Genomic DNA, 15,872 nt, shown 5'->3' on the forward strand with positions numbered 1-15,872 from the left:
GATGAAGTGGCTGGAGCAGCGCCGCCAGCACGTCTTCCAGGACCTGCCGAAGGAGGCGCAGGACCTGATAGCCAGGGTGCGCGCGCACTTCACCCGGGCAGATCTGGACATCCTGCGCGAGGCCTACCTCTTCGCCGAAGCGGCCCACAGCGGGCAGGTCCGCGCCTCCGGCGAGCCATACGTCCACCACTCCCTGGCCGTCGCCACCATCCTGGCCGAACTGCGCCTTGACCCCGTGACCATCGCCGCCGCCCTGCTGCACGACGTCGCCGAGGACACGGGCGTGACCCTGGCGCAGGTGGAGGAGCGTTTCGGCGGCGAGATCGCCGCCCTGGTGGACGGCGTGACCAAGCTGGGCCGCATCGAGTGGCAGAGTCGGGAGGAGCGGCAGGCGGAGAGCCTGCGCAAGATGTTCCTGGCTATGGCCAACGACATCCGTATCGTCCTCATAAAACTGGCCGACCGGCTGCACAACATGCGCACCCTGCAGTACCTCCCGGAGTGGAAGCGCAAGCGCACCGCCCAGGAGACCCTGGACATTTACGCGCCGCTGGCGGAGCGGCTGGGCATCGGCCAGATCACGGCGCAGCTGCAGGACCTGGCCTTCCGCGAACTGCACCCTCAGGCCTATGACGAGATCGCTACCCAGCTGGCCCAGGCGGCGGCCACCAGCCACCTGGACCGGGTCATCGACGTGCTGCACCGGGAGCTGAACCGGGCCGGGATCAAGGTGGAGCGCTACAACATCAGCGCCCGGCCCAAGCACATCTACAGCATCTGGCAGAAGATGCAACGGCCCAAGTACGCCGGGGCGTCGGTGGCTCGCATCTACGATCGGCTAGGGGTGCGCATCGTCGTGGACACCGTGCAGGAGTGCTACGCCGCCCTGGGAGTGGTGCACGCCCTGTGGCGGCCCATCCCCGGGGAGTTCGACGACTACATCGCCAATCCCAAGACTACCGGCTACCAATCCCTGCACACCGCCGTCATCTATGAGGGGGAGCCGCTGGAGATCCAGATCCGCACCCACCAGATGCACCACGAGGCGGAGTACGGCATCGCCGCCCACTGGCGGTACAAGGAGGGCCGGCCGGAGGAGCGGGAGTTCGCCCGCAAGCTCTCCTGGCTGCGCCAGCTCCTGGAATGGCACCAGGAGGTGCAGGACGCGCGGGCCTTTGTCCAGTCCGTCAGGCTGGACCTCTTCCAGAACGAGGTCTTCGTCTTCACGCCCAAGGGCGACGTCGTCGACCTGCCCGCCGGAGCCACCCCCATCGACTTCGCCTACCGCATCCACACCGAGGTGGGGCACCGCGCCAGCGGCGCCCGGGTGAACGGCCGGCTGGTCCCGCTTTCGCACCGCCTGCACACGGGAGACATCGTCGAAATCATCACCAGCAGGACCAGCGCCGGCCCCAGCCGCGATTGGCTCACCTTCGTTGTTACCAGCAACGCCAAGGCCAAGATCAAGCAGTGGTTCAAGCGCGAGCGCCGTGAGGAGAACATCGAGCGCGGCCGGGAGCTGCTGGAGCGGGAGCTGCGCCGCAGCGGCGGCGCGGCTGCGGCGGCACTGGCCAAGGGGGAACGGCTGCGGGAGGTGGTGCGCCGGTTCGGACTGCCCGGCGAGGAGGAGCTGCTGGCTGCCGTGGGCAACGGCGACCTGTCGTTGCTGCAGGTGGTGCAGGCGCTGCGGGGCGAGGAGGCGGCGGGCGAAGGGGCGGCTCCAGCGGAGGCGGCGGTCCCCGCGGCACTGCGGCCGCGGAGGGGCGTGCGTGTCCGCGGCGTGGACAATGCCCTGCTGCGCTTCTCCCGCTGCTGCACCCCCCTGCCCGGCGACCGCATCGTCGGCTACGTAACGCGGGGCCGGGGGGTGGCCGTGCACCGGGAAGATTGTCCCAACATGGCCTTCCTGCGGCAACACCCGGAGCGGCTGCTGGACGTGGAGTGGGAGGCGCTGCAGGACGGTTGCTACCCCGTGGAGGTGGAAGTGGAAGCCTTCGACCGGGTGGGGCTGCTCAAGGACATCCTGGCGGCCATCGCCGAATCCCGCACCAACGTGGTCTCGGTGAACGCCCGCGTGCGCAAGGACAGGGTGGCGGTGGTGAACCTGGTGCTGGACGTGGGCAACGTGGAGCAGCTGCGCGGCGTGCTGCAGCGGGTGGGGCAGGTCGCCGATGTCTTCAACGTCGAGCGGGTCCTCCCGGGCTAGCCCCGGGGCGTGCCGTGGGAGATCTCCCGGACGTGCTCCTGGGGGGCGGGCGGAGGTGGGAGGGCGGGGCGCAAGGCGGGATCCGGTGCAGGTCGCCCAGCGCCAGGTGGCGGCCCTCAACCATCGCGACCTGGACGCGCTGATGGCCCTGTACGCGGAGGACGCCGTCCTGGAGTTCCCGGCCAGTCCCCTGATCCAGGGACAGCGGGCCATCCGCGAGGCGTTTTCCCGATTCTTTCAGGACTGGGAGGAGGAGATCACCCTGCGTCGCGTGGTCGCTGCGGGGGAGGTTGTGGCGGCGGAGGGGATCGCCCAGGGCCGGCACCGCACCCTGCACCTGCGCATTCCCGGGCGGATCCCCGGACCGCGGCGGACCTACCGCCAGGGTTCGCTGTCTTCCTGGAGGTGGCGGAGGGCAAGATTCGCCGACACCGGGTCTACTACGATTCCCGCGACCTGGTGCGGCAGCTCCTGGGAGGAGGGTGAATGGGCACTGCGGCGCGTGTGGGCCTCTTTACCGAGTCGGTCATCCGGGAGATGACCCGGTTGAGTGCGCTCCACCAGGGGATCAACCTGGCCCAGGGCTTTCCCGACTTCGACCCTCCGCCGGAGCTGGTGGACGCCGCCATCCGTGCCCTGCGCGAGGGCGTCCACCAGTATGCCATCACCTGGGGGGCGCCGCCGTTGCGGGCGGCCATCTCCGAGAAGTTCGCCCGGGACAGCGGTGTAGAAGTCGACGCGGACCGGCATGTCACCGTCACCTGCGGGGCCACCGAGGCGATGATGGCCACCCTGCTGGCGCTGCTCGACCCGGGAGACGAGGTGATCATCTTCGAACCCTTCTACGAGAACTACGTCCCCGACGCCCTGCTGGCGGGGGCGGTGCCCCGGTTTGTGCGGCTCCACCTCGACCACTCCGGATTCGCCTTCGACCCGGGGGAACTGCGCGCCGCCTTCGGCGGGCGCACCCGAGCTGTCATCGTCAACACCCCGCACAACCCCACGGGCAAGGTGTTCAGCCGCCAGGAGCTGGAGCTGGTGGCCGACCTCTGCCGCACCTTCGGGACGGTGGCCGTCACCGACGAGGTCTACGAGCACATCCTCTATGATGGGGCCCGGCACCTCAGCCTGGCCGGCCTGCCAGGTATGGCCGAGCGCACGGTTACCGTCAACAGCGTATCCAAGACATACAGCGTCACCGGCTGGCGGGTGGGCTGGGCAATTGCCCGCGACCCCCGAATCAGCGACGGCATCCGGCGAGCACACGACTTCCTCACGGTGGGGGCGGCGGCCCCGCTCCAGCAGGCAGCGGTCACCGGGCTGCGCTTCCCGCCAAGCTACTACCGCGACCTGGCGGCGGCCTACCAGGCCAGGCGGGACCTGATGATGGAGATCCTGGCTGCGGCGGGATTCCGCCCCTTCAGGCCGCAGGGGGCCTACTACGTGATGGCCGACTTCAGCGGGTTGAGCAGCCAGGACGACGTCACCTTCGCCCGTCGTCTGGTGATGGATGTAGGAGTGGCCGCGGTCCCCGGCAGTTCCTTCTACCATACCCAGGCTTTGGGGCGGTCCTGCCTCCGCTTCGCCTTCCCCAAGCGGAAGGAGACCCTGGCCCGGGCAGGAGAGCGGCTGCAGCGGGCGCGCGTGGAGATGGCGCGGTGAGGCGGGCCGCGGGCAGACCAAAGTCTCGGGCCGGCGGGGGGTAAAGCATGCGCCGCACCGGCACCGCCACCCTTCCCCTTCACGGCGGGCGGGCTCCGCGCTGGCTGTTTGCCCGCATGGTGCGGCTGGCGCGGGCCGTGGTGGAGGCGCTGGTGGAGGACGCCGGCCCCGCGGGTGTCCTGCGCCGCCTGGCAGACCCCTTCTGGTTCCAGGCCTTCGGCTGCCTGCTGGGATTCGACTGGCACAGCAGTGGGGTGACCACCACGGTCTGCGGCGCCCTCAAAGAAGGGCTGAAGGGCACCGAAGGGACGCTGGGCCTCCTGGTGGCCGGAGGGAAGGGGGCTGCCTCCCGGCACACGCCTTGGGAGCTGTCCGCCTACGGAGAGCGGTTCGGGCTGGACCCAGCTCCCCTGGTCTACGCCAGCCGCCTGGCAGCCAAAGTGGATAACAACGCCCTGCAGGACGGTTACCAGCTCTACCACCACACCTTCTTCCTCACCCGGGAGGGCGCCTGGGGGGTGGTCCAGCAGGGAATGCGGCCGGCCGATCGGACGGCCAGGCGGTACCACTGGCTGGGTGAGGCGGTGCAGAGCTTCGTCTGCGAGCCTCACGCCGCCATTTGCTGCGACCACACCGGTCCGGTGCTGAACCTGGTGGCGGCTGAAAGCGCAGCCGCCCGCAGTGCTATCACCACCCTGGCCAGCGAGCCGCCACAGCGCCTGCTGGCCGAGCTGGCCCGCATCCGTTCGCCGGCCGCAGAGCTCCCAACGCCCGACCTGCGGCTGCCCGTACATCACGCCGTGGAGTGGACGGACATCCACCCGGAACGCCTGGCCGGTGCTCTGCTGCGTACCTACCAGGCTCAGGCCTCAACATTTGAAGCCCTGCTGGGCCTGCCCGGGGTGGGTGCCCGCACGCTTCGGGCGCTGGCCCTCCTCTCGGAGGTGCTGGCCGGCGCTCCACCCTCCTGGCGCGATCCGGCCCGGTTCGCTTTCGCCCACGGGGGCAAAGACGGCCATCCCTTCCCCGTAGACCGGACCACCTACGATCGGACCATCGCCCTTCTGGAAGATGCCGTCCGCCGGGCCCGCCTGGGGGAGCCGGAACGGCTGGGGGCCATCCGCCGCCTGCACACGCTGGGCGCGGCCTAGAACGTGTCCGGAAACTCTCAAGCGGTGTGGCCTCCAGCAGCCTAGCCGAGTCAGATGCGCCTGGTCGTGCAGCGGGTGCGGCAGGCGGCGGTGCGCCTGGAGGGAGAGGTGGCCGCCAGCATCGGTCCAGGGCTGGTGGTCCTGGTAGGGGTGCGGGCTACCGACACGCCGGCAGAGGCCCGCTGGCTGGCGGAGAAAGTGGCCAACCTGCGCATCTTCGGTGACGAGACCGGCAGGCTGAACCGGTCGGTGCTGGAGGTGGGGGGCGCGGTGCTCAGCGTCTCCCAGTTCACCCTCTACGGTGACATCTCCAGGGGCCGTCGGCCGTCCTTCGTGGAGGCCGCCGCCAGCCCCCAGGCGGAGGCGGTCTACGAGGCCTTCAACCAGGCGCTGCGCGCGCTGGGGGTGCCGGTGGCCACAGGCCGATTTGGCGCTGTCATGCTGGTGGAAATCCACAATGACGGTCCGGTGACCATCCTCCTGGAGCGCGAGCGCATGCAGGGGATCGGCCGCTGACGGTCAGGGGCGGAGAAAGGGGTTCTCCTGCAGGGCCCTGGCCACCTCGGCCAGGTCCTTCACCGTGTCTACCCCGCGCCAGAACGCCCGTGAGCGGTAGGCCCCAAGACGTCCCTCGGCGGCCAGGCGGGGGAAAGTGGTGTCCTCATGGTCGCCGCGTTCCGGCAGCAGGGGTACTACCTCGGGGGAGAAGAGGTAGATCCCGGCGTTGATCCAGTAGGGGAGCTCGGGTTTCTCCCGAAACCCCACCACCCGGTTGCGGGCGTCCACGTCCACGATCCCGTACGGGCTGCGGAATGGCGTGACCACCACTGTGGCGGGGACACCGTGGCTGCGGTGCTGGTCCAGCGCCGGGGCCAGAGGCAGGTCGGTGATGACATCCCCGTTGGTGGCCAGCCACGGAGCGGTAGCCGCCGGCAAGGTGCGCATGGCCTGCTTCAGGGCTCCCCCGCGCCCCAGAGGCTCTTCTTCCACGGAGTAGGCGATGCGCAGGTCCCAGGCGGCGCCGTCGCCGAAGAAGTTGACGATCACCTCGTGGCGGTACCCGCAGGCGATGACCACGTCGGTCACGCCCTGGCCGCGCAACCAGCGGAGCTGGTATGCCAGCAGCGGAGCGCCGTGCACCTCCACCATGGCTTTGGGTCGGTCGGCGGTGAAGGGGCGCAGCCGCTCGCCGCGTCCACCTGCCAGGATAACGGCCTGCATCCCGAAGAGGTGTATTCCCGCCGGGGGCGGACCTCTCCTGGCTCCCCGTCCCGCGGGCTGGGCCACCCCCGCCCTTCCGCCTCCTCGGGGCTCCCGGCCTTGCCAGCCTGCACCCTGCCTTGACCCCCGGTCGCGCGGACACCTAGAATGAGAGCACGCGCGATGACGGGCAGGAGTAGGAGGCGACCCTTCTAGAGAGGAGGCGCCCGGCCGCAGGGCCGCGGTGGAGAGCGTCTCCAGGTTCTCGCCTCCGAAGACAGCCCGGAGCTGTGGCCGCACCACGCGGCCACCGCAGGTCCGCTCCGTTACGGCGGTACGAGGGCCGCCGCGCCGGGGGCGCGGCGGAAGCAGGGTGGCACCACGGGTTCACGCTCCCGTCCCTGAGCGGACGGGAGCGTGTTCGCTTGTCGGGCGGCGCGGAGCGCTGGAGGAGGAGATGCGGTACCAGGTCCCCCGAGGCATGCGGGACATCCTGCCCGAGGAGGTCGGGCGCTGGCAGGCGCTGGAGCAGCGCGTGCGGCAGACGGCGGAGCGCTTCGGCTTCCGGGAGATCCGCACGCCCGCGGTGGAGCACACCGAGGTCTTTGCCCGCACCGTGGGCGAGGAGTCCGACATGGTGCAGAAAGAGATGTATACCTTCACCGACCGCGGGGGCCGCAGCCTGACGCTGCGCCCGGAGGGAACGGCGGCCGTGGTGCGCGCCTACCTGGGACACGGTGGGCCCTCCTGGCCGCAGCCAGTGAAGCTCTACTACGTCGCCCCCATGTTCCGGTACGACCGCCCCCAGCTGGGGCGCTACCGGCAGCACGTCCAGTTCGGCGCAGAGATCATCGGCGTCCCCGGGCCGGAGGCAGACGCGGAGGTAATCAGCCTGCCGGTGCGGTTGCTGCAGAGCCTGGGCCTGACGCAGGTGGAGGTGCGCCTGAACAGCGTCGGTGACCCCGTCTGCCGTCCCCGGTACCTGGAGGCCCTTCGCCAGTACTTTGGTCGGTACGCCCGGGCCCTGTGCGCCGACTGCCAGCGGAGGCTGCAGACCAACCCCCTGCGCATCCTGGACTGCAAGGAGGCAGGCTGCCGTCGGATCACCGCGGAGGCCCCGCCCATTTACGGATATCTGGATGCCGCCTGCCGCGAGCACTTTGAAGGGGTGCAGGCGCACTTTCAGGCCCTGGAGATCCCCTACGTCCTGGATCCGTTCATCGTCCGCGGACTGGACTACTACACGCGCACCGCGGTGGAGGTCTTCTCCGGCAGGCTGGGCGCTCAGAACGCCATGTTCGGCGGGGGGCGCTATGACGGCCTGGCCCAGCAGCTCGGCGGCCCGCCCACCCCGGGGGTGGGCTTCGGCCTGGGGCTGGAGCGGTTGCTCCTGGTGCTGGAGCAGGAGGGGCTGCCCATCCCCACGGCGGAGACCCCTCCTGCGGTATTCGTGGTGGCGGTGGGGGAGGCCGCGCGGCGGGAGGCCATCCGCGTGGTGGATCGGCTGCGGCGGGCGGGGATCGCCGCCGACAGGGACCTGCTCAACCGCGCGGTGCGGGCGCAGATGCGCCACGCCGACCGGCTGGGCGCCCGCGTGGCCCTGATTCTGGGAGACTCTGAGCTGGCCAGCGGGGAAGTGACGCTGCGCGTGCTGGCTGCGGGCAGCGAGCGGCGGGTACCGCTGGGCGAGGTCGTCTCTGCCGTCTCGGCCACCATGGGCGAGGGGAGGTGACGGGAGAGTGGACGGCCTGATGCGCACTGATCACTGCGGCAGCCTGCGCCCGGCCGATGCCGGCCGTCGCGTCCGGTTGGCCGGCTGGGTGCACCGCCGGCGCGACCTGGGCGGGGTGATCTTCCTGGACCTGCGGGACCGGGAGGGACTGGTCCAGGTGGTGGTCCAGCCGCAGGCAGCCGAGGCCTACCGGGAGGCCGGAGAGGTGCGCCTGGAGTACGTGGTCCTGGTCGAGGGGGAGGTGCGGGCCCGGCCGCCGGGTACGGAAAACCCGCGCCTGGCCACGGGGGCGGTGGAGGTGCGGGCCGACAGGGTGATCACCCTGGCCCGAGCGGAGACGCCGCCATTTCCCCTGAACGAGGAGCATCCGGTGGACGAGAGCGTCCGCCTGCGCTACCGCTACCTGGACCTGCGCCGGCCCCGGATGACCCGTAACCTCGTCCTTCGACACCGGATGGCGCAGGCCATCCGCCGCGCGCTGGACGCCAGGGGATTCGTGGAGGTAGAGACGCCCATGCTGATCAGGTCCACACCTGAGGGGGCGCGCGACTTCCTGGTGCCCAGCCGCCTGCAGCCCGGCCGCTTCTACGTCCTGCCCCAGTCGCCGCAACTGTTCAAGCAGATTCTGATGGTGGCGGGACTGGACCGCTACTACCAGATCGTCCGCTGCTTCCGCGACGAGGACCTCCGCGCCGACCGCCAGCCGGAGTTCACCCAGGTGGACCTGGAGATGTCCTTCGCCGACGAGAGCGCCGTGCTGGAGGTGACCGAGGCCGTTCTGGCTGAGGCGATCGAGGAGGCCACGGGGATCTCCGTGCCGCGGCCATTTCCCCGCCTGACCTACGCCGAGGCCATGCTGCGTTATGGGACAGACAAACCCGACCTGCGCTTCGGCCTGGCCATCAGCGATCTCTCCGATCTGTTCACGGCCGCAGGGCCCGCCTTCCTGCGGGAGGCGGTCGCCGCCGGGGGGGTCGTCCGCGGCCTGGCGGTTCCCGGTGGAGCGAACCTCCCCCGGCGACAGGAGGAAGCCCTGGCGGAGGCGGCCAGGGCTGCTGGAGGCACCGGGCTGGCCACCCTGACCCTGGAAGGTGAGACCACGGGCGGTAGCCTCGGCTCCCGGTTGCCGGCAGCCCTCGCCGCCCGCCTGGCCGAGCGGTTGGGGGCAGGCGGCGGCGACCTGATGCTCTTCACCTGGGGCCCGGCCCAGATGGTAGCGGCGGCCCTGGGGAGGGTGCGGCAGATGGCAGCGCAGGCCGCCGGGCTGGTGCCGGCTGGGACCTACCACTTCTGCTGGGTGACGGAATTTCCCCTGCTGGAACCCAGCGAGGAGGAGGGCCGGCTGGTCGCTGTCCACCACCCGTTCACGGCACCGCTGGAGGCCGACCGGCCGTTGCTGGCCAGCAACCCGCTGGCGGTGCGGGCGCGTGCCTACGACCTGATCCTGAATGGGGTGGAGCTGGGGGGTGGGAGCATCCGTATCGCAGACCACGCGCTGCAGCGAGAGGTGTTCGGCGTCATCGGGCTGAGCGAGGAAGAAGCTCAGGAGCGGTTCGGCTTCCTCCTGGAGGCCCTGCGCTATGGTGCTCCACCGCACGGGGGCATCGCCCTGGGCTTCGACCGCCTGGTGATGCTCCTGGCGGGGGAGGAGACCATCCGGGAGGTCATCGCCTTTCCCAAGACGACGGCCGGCACTGACCTGATGACCGGAGCGCCATCCCGGATCGATCCCCGGCAGCTGCGGGAGGTCCACATCGCCATCCTTGAGGAAGAGGAGGCTGCAGGTGCCGCTCCGCCGCCGCATCGGGCAGGGTAAATCCCCTAAGGGCGGCAAGCGCAGGAGGGGGATGGGCAGGGGGCCTGCGGGTCAAGAAACGGCCTGGGGATTCGTTGTCAGCCCGGACGGGGGCGTGTATGATGGGTATGAGCAGGGATCCCTGCCGTACGCGAGCGCGCCAGTAGTTCCGAGCCAACACTGTGTACACGGGAGCCCGGACGCTGGACGCGGATGACAGCCCCGGGGACCGGACCGGCGGTCCGGTCTCTGCCGGGAGTGTCAGAAACGGCCGGGAGGGCACCCACCTGTCGAGGACAGGTTCGGGAACTCCGGCGCCTTCGGTACGGCGGGGATTTGTCTACCTGTGCGTCCATGCAGTGAAGCCATCGTTCCCTGCCTGAGGCCACCGTGAGCCTCTTCCTCCCCGACCGTCTTCCCGCCGATGCACCACTGGCGGCGCGTCTGCGACCGCGGACCCTGGAGGAGTTCGTGGGGCAGGAGCACATCGTGGGTCCGGGAACCTTCCTCCGCCGCGCCATCGAGACCGACGAGCTGGTGAGCCTGATCCTCTATGGTCCTCCGGGGACGGGGAAGACCTCCCTGGCGCACATCATTGCCCGGCTCACTCGCGCTCACTTCGAGCAGGTCAACGCGGTCACCGCGGGCGTGGCTGACCTGAAGCGCATCATTACCGAGGCCCTGGACCGCCGCGCCTACTACCGGACGCGGACGATCCTCTTCATTGACGAGATCCACCGCTTCAACAAGGCGCAGCAGGACGTCCTGCTGCCGGCGGTGGAGGACGGGACGATCATCCTTATCGGGGCGACCACCCAGAACCCTTTCTTCGAGGTTAACGCCACACTGGTCTCCCGCGCCCGCGTGCTTCAGCTGGAGCCACTGCGCGAGGAGGACCTGCGGGCGATCATACAGCGCGCGCTGGCCGATCCCCGGGGATTGGGCGGGCAGCAGGTGGTGCTGGAGGATGACGCCCTGGCCCACCTGGTGCGCATCGCCAATGGGGACGCCCGGGTGGCGCTAAACATGCTGGAGGCGGCCGTGGCCATGGCTCCGGCGGAGGCCGGTGGGCCGCGCCGGGTCAACCTGGCGGTGGCGCGTGAGGCCAGCCAGCGGCGCGCCCTTCTCTATGACCGGGAGGGGGATGTCCACTACGACACCATCTCCGCCTTCATCAAGAGCCTGCGCGGCAGCGACCCCGACGCCGCCGTCTACTGGCTGGCCCGCATGCTCGCCGCCGGCGAAGATCCCCGCTTTATCGCCCGGCGGATGGTGGTGCACGCCGCCGAGGACGTGGGCATGGCCGATCCCATGGCCCTGGTGGTGGCCACCGCTGCCGCGCAGGCGGTGGAGTTTGTGGGTCTGCCCGAGGCCCGCATCCCCATGGCCGAGGCGGCCATCTACATCGCCACCGCCCCCAAGAGCAACTCGGTGGTGGCGGCCATCGGCGCGGCCATGCGGGACGTGGAGGAGGAGCGCGCCGACCCCGTGCCGCGCCACCTGCGGGATGCCAGCCACAGCCTGGCTGCCGCCCGCCTCGGCCACGGTGAGGGATACAAGTACGCCCACGACTACCCGGGGCACTTCACCGAGCAGCAGTACCTGCCTGACAACCTGCGCGATCGCATCTACTACCAGCCGTCGACCTCCGGCCTGGAGAAGGAGATCCGCCGCCGCCTCCTGGCCTGGTGGAAGGGGATCAAGCGGTACGCTTTTTCCAGGTTGTAGGCCCTCCTGGCGCACTCCTGCGGGGTGCGCCCACTGCGGTGGCCCGGCCGCGGGACGGTAAGGAGGGTATAATCAGACGGTATGGCGCGTGTGGCCGTCGCCATGAGCGGCGGAGTGGACAGTGCGGTGGCAGCGGCCCTCCTGGTGGACCAGGGCCACGAGGTGGTGGGGCTTACCATGAACCTCTGGCCCCACTGGCTTCCCCCAACCGACGAGGGCTTTCGGACCTGTTGCGGCGCGGGGGCCATCGGGGACGCCCGGGCCGCGGCCCAGCGCCTGGGAATCCGGCACTACGTCCTGAACCTGCGGGCGGAGTTTGAGCGGGCAGTGATCGAGACTTTCTGCGACGCCTACGCGCGGGGGCGAACCCCCAACCCCTGTATCGCCTGCAACCGGGCGGTGAAGTTCTCGCTGCTGCTGCGCAAGGTCCGGGCCATGGGGCTGGACTACCTGGCCACCGGTCACTACGCCCGGGTGCGCCGCGACCCGCAAACCGGGCGCTACCTACTGCTGCGGGCCCGCGACGCCCAGAAAGACCAGTCTTACGTCCTCTACGCCCTGCAGCAGGGGCAGCTGCATCACCTGCTGTTCCCAGTGGGAGAGTTCGCCAAGCCCCAGGTCCGGGAGATGGCCCGCCGCCTGGGACTGCGCGTGGCAGACAAGCCGGACAGCCAGGAGATCTGCTTTGTCCCCCGCGGGCGCTACTGGGAGGTAGTGGCCCACCGCCGTCCCGAGGCGGCGCGCCCAGGCCCGATCCTGGACCGGCGAGGGCGGCAGCTGGGAACCCACCCGGGCCTGGGGCGGTTCACCGTCGGGCAGCGCCGCGGCCTGGGGGTGGCCGCCGGCCGGCCGCTGTACGTGGTGGATATCGACCCGGTCCGCAATGCCGTCGTCGTGGGGACGGAAGAGGAGCTGCTGGTGCGGGAGATCGTGGCGCGCGAGGTCAACTGGATCGGCGGGGAGGCGCCGCCCGGCCCCCTGCGGGTAACGGCGCGGGTGCGCCATGCGGGCCGGGAGGTGCCGGCGACGGCATGGGTGGACCGCACGGGCGTCCTGCGCGTCAGGTTCGACCAGCCTCAGCGGGCTGCCGCGCCGGGACAGGCGGTTACCCTCTACGCCGGAGAAGTGGTGCTGGGCGGGGGCGTCATCGAGTGCGTCCGGCCCGGCAATGGAGAGCCTGCCGCCTCTTCCGAGGCGGCACTGACGGAGGTGGCCGATGGTATCTGAAGGAAAGCGCAATACCGGGTTTACTGTGGGCCTGCTGCTGGGAGCCGCGCTGGGCGCGGGGCTGGCCCTCCTGCTGACCTCGCGGGTCGACCAGGAGGCGCGGCAGCGGCTGCGTGAGCGCGGCGTGCAGTGGCGCGATCGGGCGCGGGAACGCGCCGAGGAGGCCGTGGCCCGGGCGCGGGCCCGGGCAGAGGAGTTCCGCGGCCGGGCCCGGGAGACGGTGGAGGACCTCCGGGAGAAGGCGGAGGAGCTTCTGCGTCGAGGGCGGGAAGGGCTGGTCGCTGACGAGGGATCCTCCCTGGACGAGTGAGCGCGTCGGGGCGGCGGAGGCGGGCCTGACCGGTCTGGAGGGGGCGGCGCAGATCGTCCGGCGGCTGCGTGCCGCCGGCTGGGGTGCGTACCTAGTTGGCGGTGCGGTGCGCGACCTGCTCATGGGTCGGTCACCGCGTGACATCGACATCGTGACCGAGGCCCGCCCGGAGCAGGTGCGTGCACTCTTTGCGCGCACCCTTGCCGTGGGCGCGGCTTTCGGCGTGGTGGAGGTGGTCACCGAGGGCGGGACTTACCACGTGGCTACCTTCCGCCGCGAAGGCCCCTACCTGGACGGCCGACGTCCATCCTTCGTGGAGTACGCCAGCCTGGAGGAGGACGTCTCCCGCCGGGACTTCACCATCAACGCCCTCCTCTACGACCCCCTGGATGGGGCGGTGATCGACCTGGTGGGCGGCCGCCAGGACCTGGAGGCGCGGCGTATCCGCGCCGTGGGGGACCCGGAGGCGCGCTTCGCCGAGGACCACCTGCGCATGCTCCGTGCCGTTCGCCTCGCCGCGGAGCTTGACTTCGCCATCGAGGAGGAGACGTTCCGTGCCATCCAGCGGCGGTCGGGGGAGATCGCCCGGGTCAGCGGTGAGCGCATTCGTGACGAGCTTCTCCGTCTGCTGACCAGCGGGGGACGTGCCGTGGGGCTGGACCGGCTGCGGGAGAGCGGGTTGCTGGCGGTGATCCTCCCGGAGGTGGCGGCCCTGGAGGGCGTGGAGCAGCCCCCGGAGTTCCATCCGGAGGGGGACGTCTTAACCCACACCCGACTGGCCCTGGCCCACCTGCGCGATCCCTCCCCGGTGCTGGCCCTGGGGGTGCTCCTGCACGATGTGGGCAAGCCTCTTACGTTCCGCCGCGCCGAGCGCATCCGCTTCGACGGGCACGATGAGGTGGGCGCACGGATGGCCGAGGCGGTCTGCCGCCGGCTGCGCCTGAAGGGTGAGGAGGTCACGCGGGTTGTGGACCTGGTGCGGGAGCACCTGCGGGTGCGTACCCTGCCGTCGATGCGGCCGGCAAAGGCGAAGCGGTTCTTGGCACGTCCTGACATCGCCGACCACCTGGAGCTGCACCGCGCGGACTGCCTGGCCAGCCACGGCGACCTCAGCCTGTGGCGGTGGGCTCAGCAGGCGCTGGCCCGGCTCAGTGAGGAGGAGCGGCATCCGCCCCGCCTGGTCAGTGGGGACGATCTTATCGCCCGCGGCTATCCCCCGGGCCCGCGATTCCGCCAGATCCTGGAGGCGGTACGGGACGCTCAGCTGGAAGGTATGGTGCGGACACGGGAGGAGGCGCTGGCCCTGGTGGAGCGACGGTTCCCCCGGGGGGAGCGCCCGGATCCTGCGGGGGATGGCAAGGAAATCGAGCCGGCAGGCGGAAGAGGGGAACTATGAGCGAACAGAACGCGCTGCGCATCTTCTTCCTGGCCCTGGCGGTGATGGTCGTGGTCGGGGCCATTCTGCCCACTGTAGCCCCCTGGCTGGTTTCCCTGCTGGACCGCACCGTGCTGAAGGAGGAGGAGCCTTCCCACAGGCGTTAAGAGCGCGGCCGGGAAGTCGCTAGTGCGCCCAAGCGGAAGGCACCCCTGGGTCCGGGGGAGCTCGACGGGGGCTCGCTCAGTCCGGATCGTCCGCCTCGACCCCGGCCGGCGCGCCTTCCTCCCGGCCGTCCCGTACCATGAACTCCTGCTCCAGGCGGCGCAGCCGCACCACGATGCCGCCGTACTCCAGCTCGGAGTAGGGCAGGGTGGCAGGTTGGAAGAACCCCTGCCGGCGCATCTCCATGGCCTTCGCCGCCACCCGGTCGCGTACGTGAACCCAGAAGGGGTCGGCGAAGAGGTCGGCGGGGGTGCTGAGGATCCCGTTATGCACCGAGAAGCCCAGCGCTGAGACCATGGGCACGCAGAAAAAGGTGGAGGCGGAGGTGTTGATAGGCACCGGCATCAGGGGCAGGTTGTGGCTGCCCCGGGTGTCCCCGGCGACGAAGGCGCCCAGGGCAAAGGGAGGACCCAACTCCTCGGTGGCCGGGAAGACCTTCTGCACCCGGACAATGGCCACCGGGTCGTCCTTCCCCACGTAGCGGCCGGCGATGTTGCGCAGGCGGGAGGTGGCCACGGCCACGGCCTGCTCATGCGGGTACTTGCGTGACCAGATGGACTCGATGACATAACGGTGCGTATCCCGCAGCAGCGCCGCGATGTCGTAGAGGCGCTCCGGCGCTGGCAGGACGATGACCCGATCGCCCTCGGTATGGTCCACGTCCATGATGTGAAAGGTGAACCCGTCGTGCAGCGCCTCGGAGAGCAGGAGTCCCGACGAGTACATGGGGTCGGCAAAGGCCAGGTAGAGGGGGAGGTTGAAGGCCCCCGGCTCCGTTTTGTCCGCGGCGAAGATCACCACCGCCTCGTTGGGCCGCTCCTCGAACTCCATCTCTGCGGAGGCCGGGCCAAGCCCCCGCACGTTGCCGGAGAAGGCGTCCTTCAGCAGGTCCTGCCCCGCGCCGTAGAGCCCCTGGGCCTTGGCCTTCTCCGTTCCTTCGCGAAATGCCGTCCAGGCCAGCTCGTGCACCCGGGGGTTCCCCACCCCGTGGGTGTGGGTCATGATCAGGGCGATGTCGTCTCCGGTGTGGCAGACGAAGGCGTCGATGAGCACTGACCCCTTGGCGCGTTCCACCCGCTCCCGGACGATGGCCAGGACCTCGGGGCTGGGGAGCGTATGGCCCCCGATGCTTCCGATATCCGCCTTGATTACGCTGAGGGTAGTGCGCATGGCCTCCCCCTCCTTTCGTCACCGTACCGGTAGGCAGAGAGGCTTACTTCGATTGTACCCCACGGTCAGGGAGCGCGGCCACCGCGCCCGG

At 70.3% G+C, this 15,872-nt stretch carries 14 protein-coding genes and 1 other RNA gene; 13 read left to right on the forward strand and 2 right to left on the reverse strand.

The window, feature by feature from the left end; translation table 11 throughout:
* Position 1: 1 nt before the first annotated feature.
* The 5 genes from QN152_07775 to dtd all read left to right on the forward strand — a co-directional run bounded on the left by QN152_07775 (position 2) and on the right by dtd (position 5,535).
* On the forward strand, positions 2 to 2,206 hold the full coding sequence (locus QN152_07775) for a bifunctional (p)ppGpp synthetase/guanosine-3',5'-bis(diphosphate) 3'-pyrophosphohydrolase (protein MDR7539412.1): 2,205 nt from the start codon (positions 2 to 4) through the stop codon (positions 2,204 to 2,206).
* A gap of 85 nt (positions 2,207 to 2,291) precedes the next feature.
* Entirely contained in the window at positions 2,292 to 2,747 is a 456-nt protein-coding gene (locus QN152_07780) for a nuclear transport factor 2 family protein (protein ID MDR7539413.1), read from the forward strand.
* Positions 2,693 to 3,868: an aminotransferase class I/II-fold pyridoxal phosphate-dependent enzyme gene (locus QN152_07785; GenBank protein ID MDR7539414.1), complete on the forward strand. Its 1,176-nt coding sequence runs from the start codon at positions 2,693 to 2,695 to the stop codon at positions 3,866 to 3,868. Before QN152_07780 ends, QN152_07785 begins: the two co-directional genes overlap by 55 nt.
* A 47-nt stretch (positions 3,869 to 3,915) precedes the next feature.
* A complete protein-coding gene (locus tag QN152_07790; GenBank protein MDR7539415.1) occupies positions 3,916 to 5,019 on the forward strand; it encodes a DUF763 domain-containing protein in 1,104 nt (367 codons plus the stop codon).
* Positions 5,020 to 5,073: 54 nt separating this feature from the next.
* Complete coding sequence (gene dtd / locus QN152_07795) at positions 5,074 to 5,535, forward strand: D-aminoacyl-tRNA deacylase (protein ID MDR7539416.1); 462 nt, start codon at positions 5,074 to 5,076, stop codon at positions 5,533 to 5,535.
* 3 nt (positions 5,536 to 5,538) lie between these two features.
* Here the strand turns inward: dtd and QN152_07800 are convergent, their stop codons facing one another.
* Positions 5,539 to 6,306, reverse strand: coding sequence for a nucleotidyltransferase family protein (locus QN152_07800; GenBank protein MDR7539417.1), 768 nt, complete (start codon positions 6,304 to 6,306; stop codon positions 5,539 to 5,541).
* Positions 6,307 to 6,592: 286 nt separating this feature from the next.
* On the opposite strand from QN152_07800, the gene hisS reads away from it, so the two are divergent.
* From hisS to QN152_07840, 8 genes are all read left to right on the forward strand, one after another.
* Positions 6,593 to 7,951, forward strand: a complete 1,359-nt coding sequence (hisS, locus tag QN152_07805) for a histidine--tRNA ligase (protein MDR7539418.1) — start codon at positions 6,593 to 6,595, stop codon at positions 7,949 to 7,951.
* A 19-nt stretch (positions 7,952 to 7,970) separates the two neighbouring features.
* A complete protein-coding gene (gene aspS / locus QN152_07810) occupies positions 7,971 to 9,767 on the forward strand; it encodes an aspartate--tRNA ligase (GenBank protein MDR7539419.1) in 1,797 nt (598 codons plus the stop codon).
* A gap of 115 nt (positions 9,768 to 9,882) precedes the next feature.
* Positions 9,883 to 10,085, forward strand: a non-coding RNA gene (gene ssrS / locus QN152_07815) — 6S RNA.
* A gap of 51 nt (positions 10,086 to 10,136) precedes the next feature.
* On the forward strand, positions 10,137 to 11,474 hold the full coding sequence (locus QN152_07820) for a replication-associated recombination protein A (protein ID MDR7539420.1): 1,338 nt from the start codon (positions 10,137 to 10,139) through the stop codon (positions 11,472 to 11,474).
* An 81-nt stretch (positions 11,475 to 11,555) separates the two neighbouring features.
* Positions 11,556 to 12,701, forward strand: coding sequence for a tRNA 2-thiouridine(34) synthase MnmA (gene mnmA / locus QN152_07825; GenBank protein MDR7539421.1), 1,146 nt, complete (start codon positions 11,556 to 11,558; stop codon positions 12,699 to 12,701).
* Positions 12,691 to 13,011: a YtxH domain-containing protein gene (locus tag QN152_07830; protein ID MDR7539422.1), complete on the forward strand. Its 321-nt coding sequence runs from the start codon at positions 12,691 to 12,693 to the stop codon at positions 13,009 to 13,011. Before mnmA ends, QN152_07830 begins: the two co-directional genes overlap by 11 nt.
* Positions 13,012 to 13,075: 64 nt before the next feature.
* Entirely contained in the window at positions 13,076 to 14,407 is a 1,332-nt protein-coding gene (locus QN152_07835; GenBank protein ID MDR7539423.1) for a CCA tRNA nucleotidyltransferase, read from the forward strand.
* On the forward strand, positions 14,404 to 14,553 hold the full coding sequence (locus QN152_07840; protein MDR7539424.1) for a hypothetical protein: 150 nt from the start codon (positions 14,404 to 14,406) through the stop codon (positions 14,551 to 14,553). Before QN152_07835 ends, QN152_07840 begins: the two co-directional genes overlap by 4 nt.
* Positions 14,554 to 14,629: 76 nt before the next feature.
* Here QN152_07840 and fbp read toward each other — a convergent pair whose 3' ends face one another.
* Positions 14,630 to 15,781, reverse strand: a complete 1,152-nt coding sequence (gene fbp / locus QN152_07845) for a fructose-1,6-bisphosphate aldolase/phosphatase (GenBank protein ID MDR7539425.1) — start codon at positions 15,779 to 15,781, stop codon at positions 14,630 to 14,632.
* Between the last annotated feature and the right edge of the window lie 91 nt (positions 15,782 to 15,872).

The sequence above is a fragment of the Armatimonadota bacterium genome (genome assembly GCA_031459715.1).
GTDB classification, from domain to species: Bacteria; Sysuimicrobiota; Sysuimicrobiia; order Sysuimicrobiales; family Humicultoraceae; genus Humicultor; species Humicultor tengchongensis.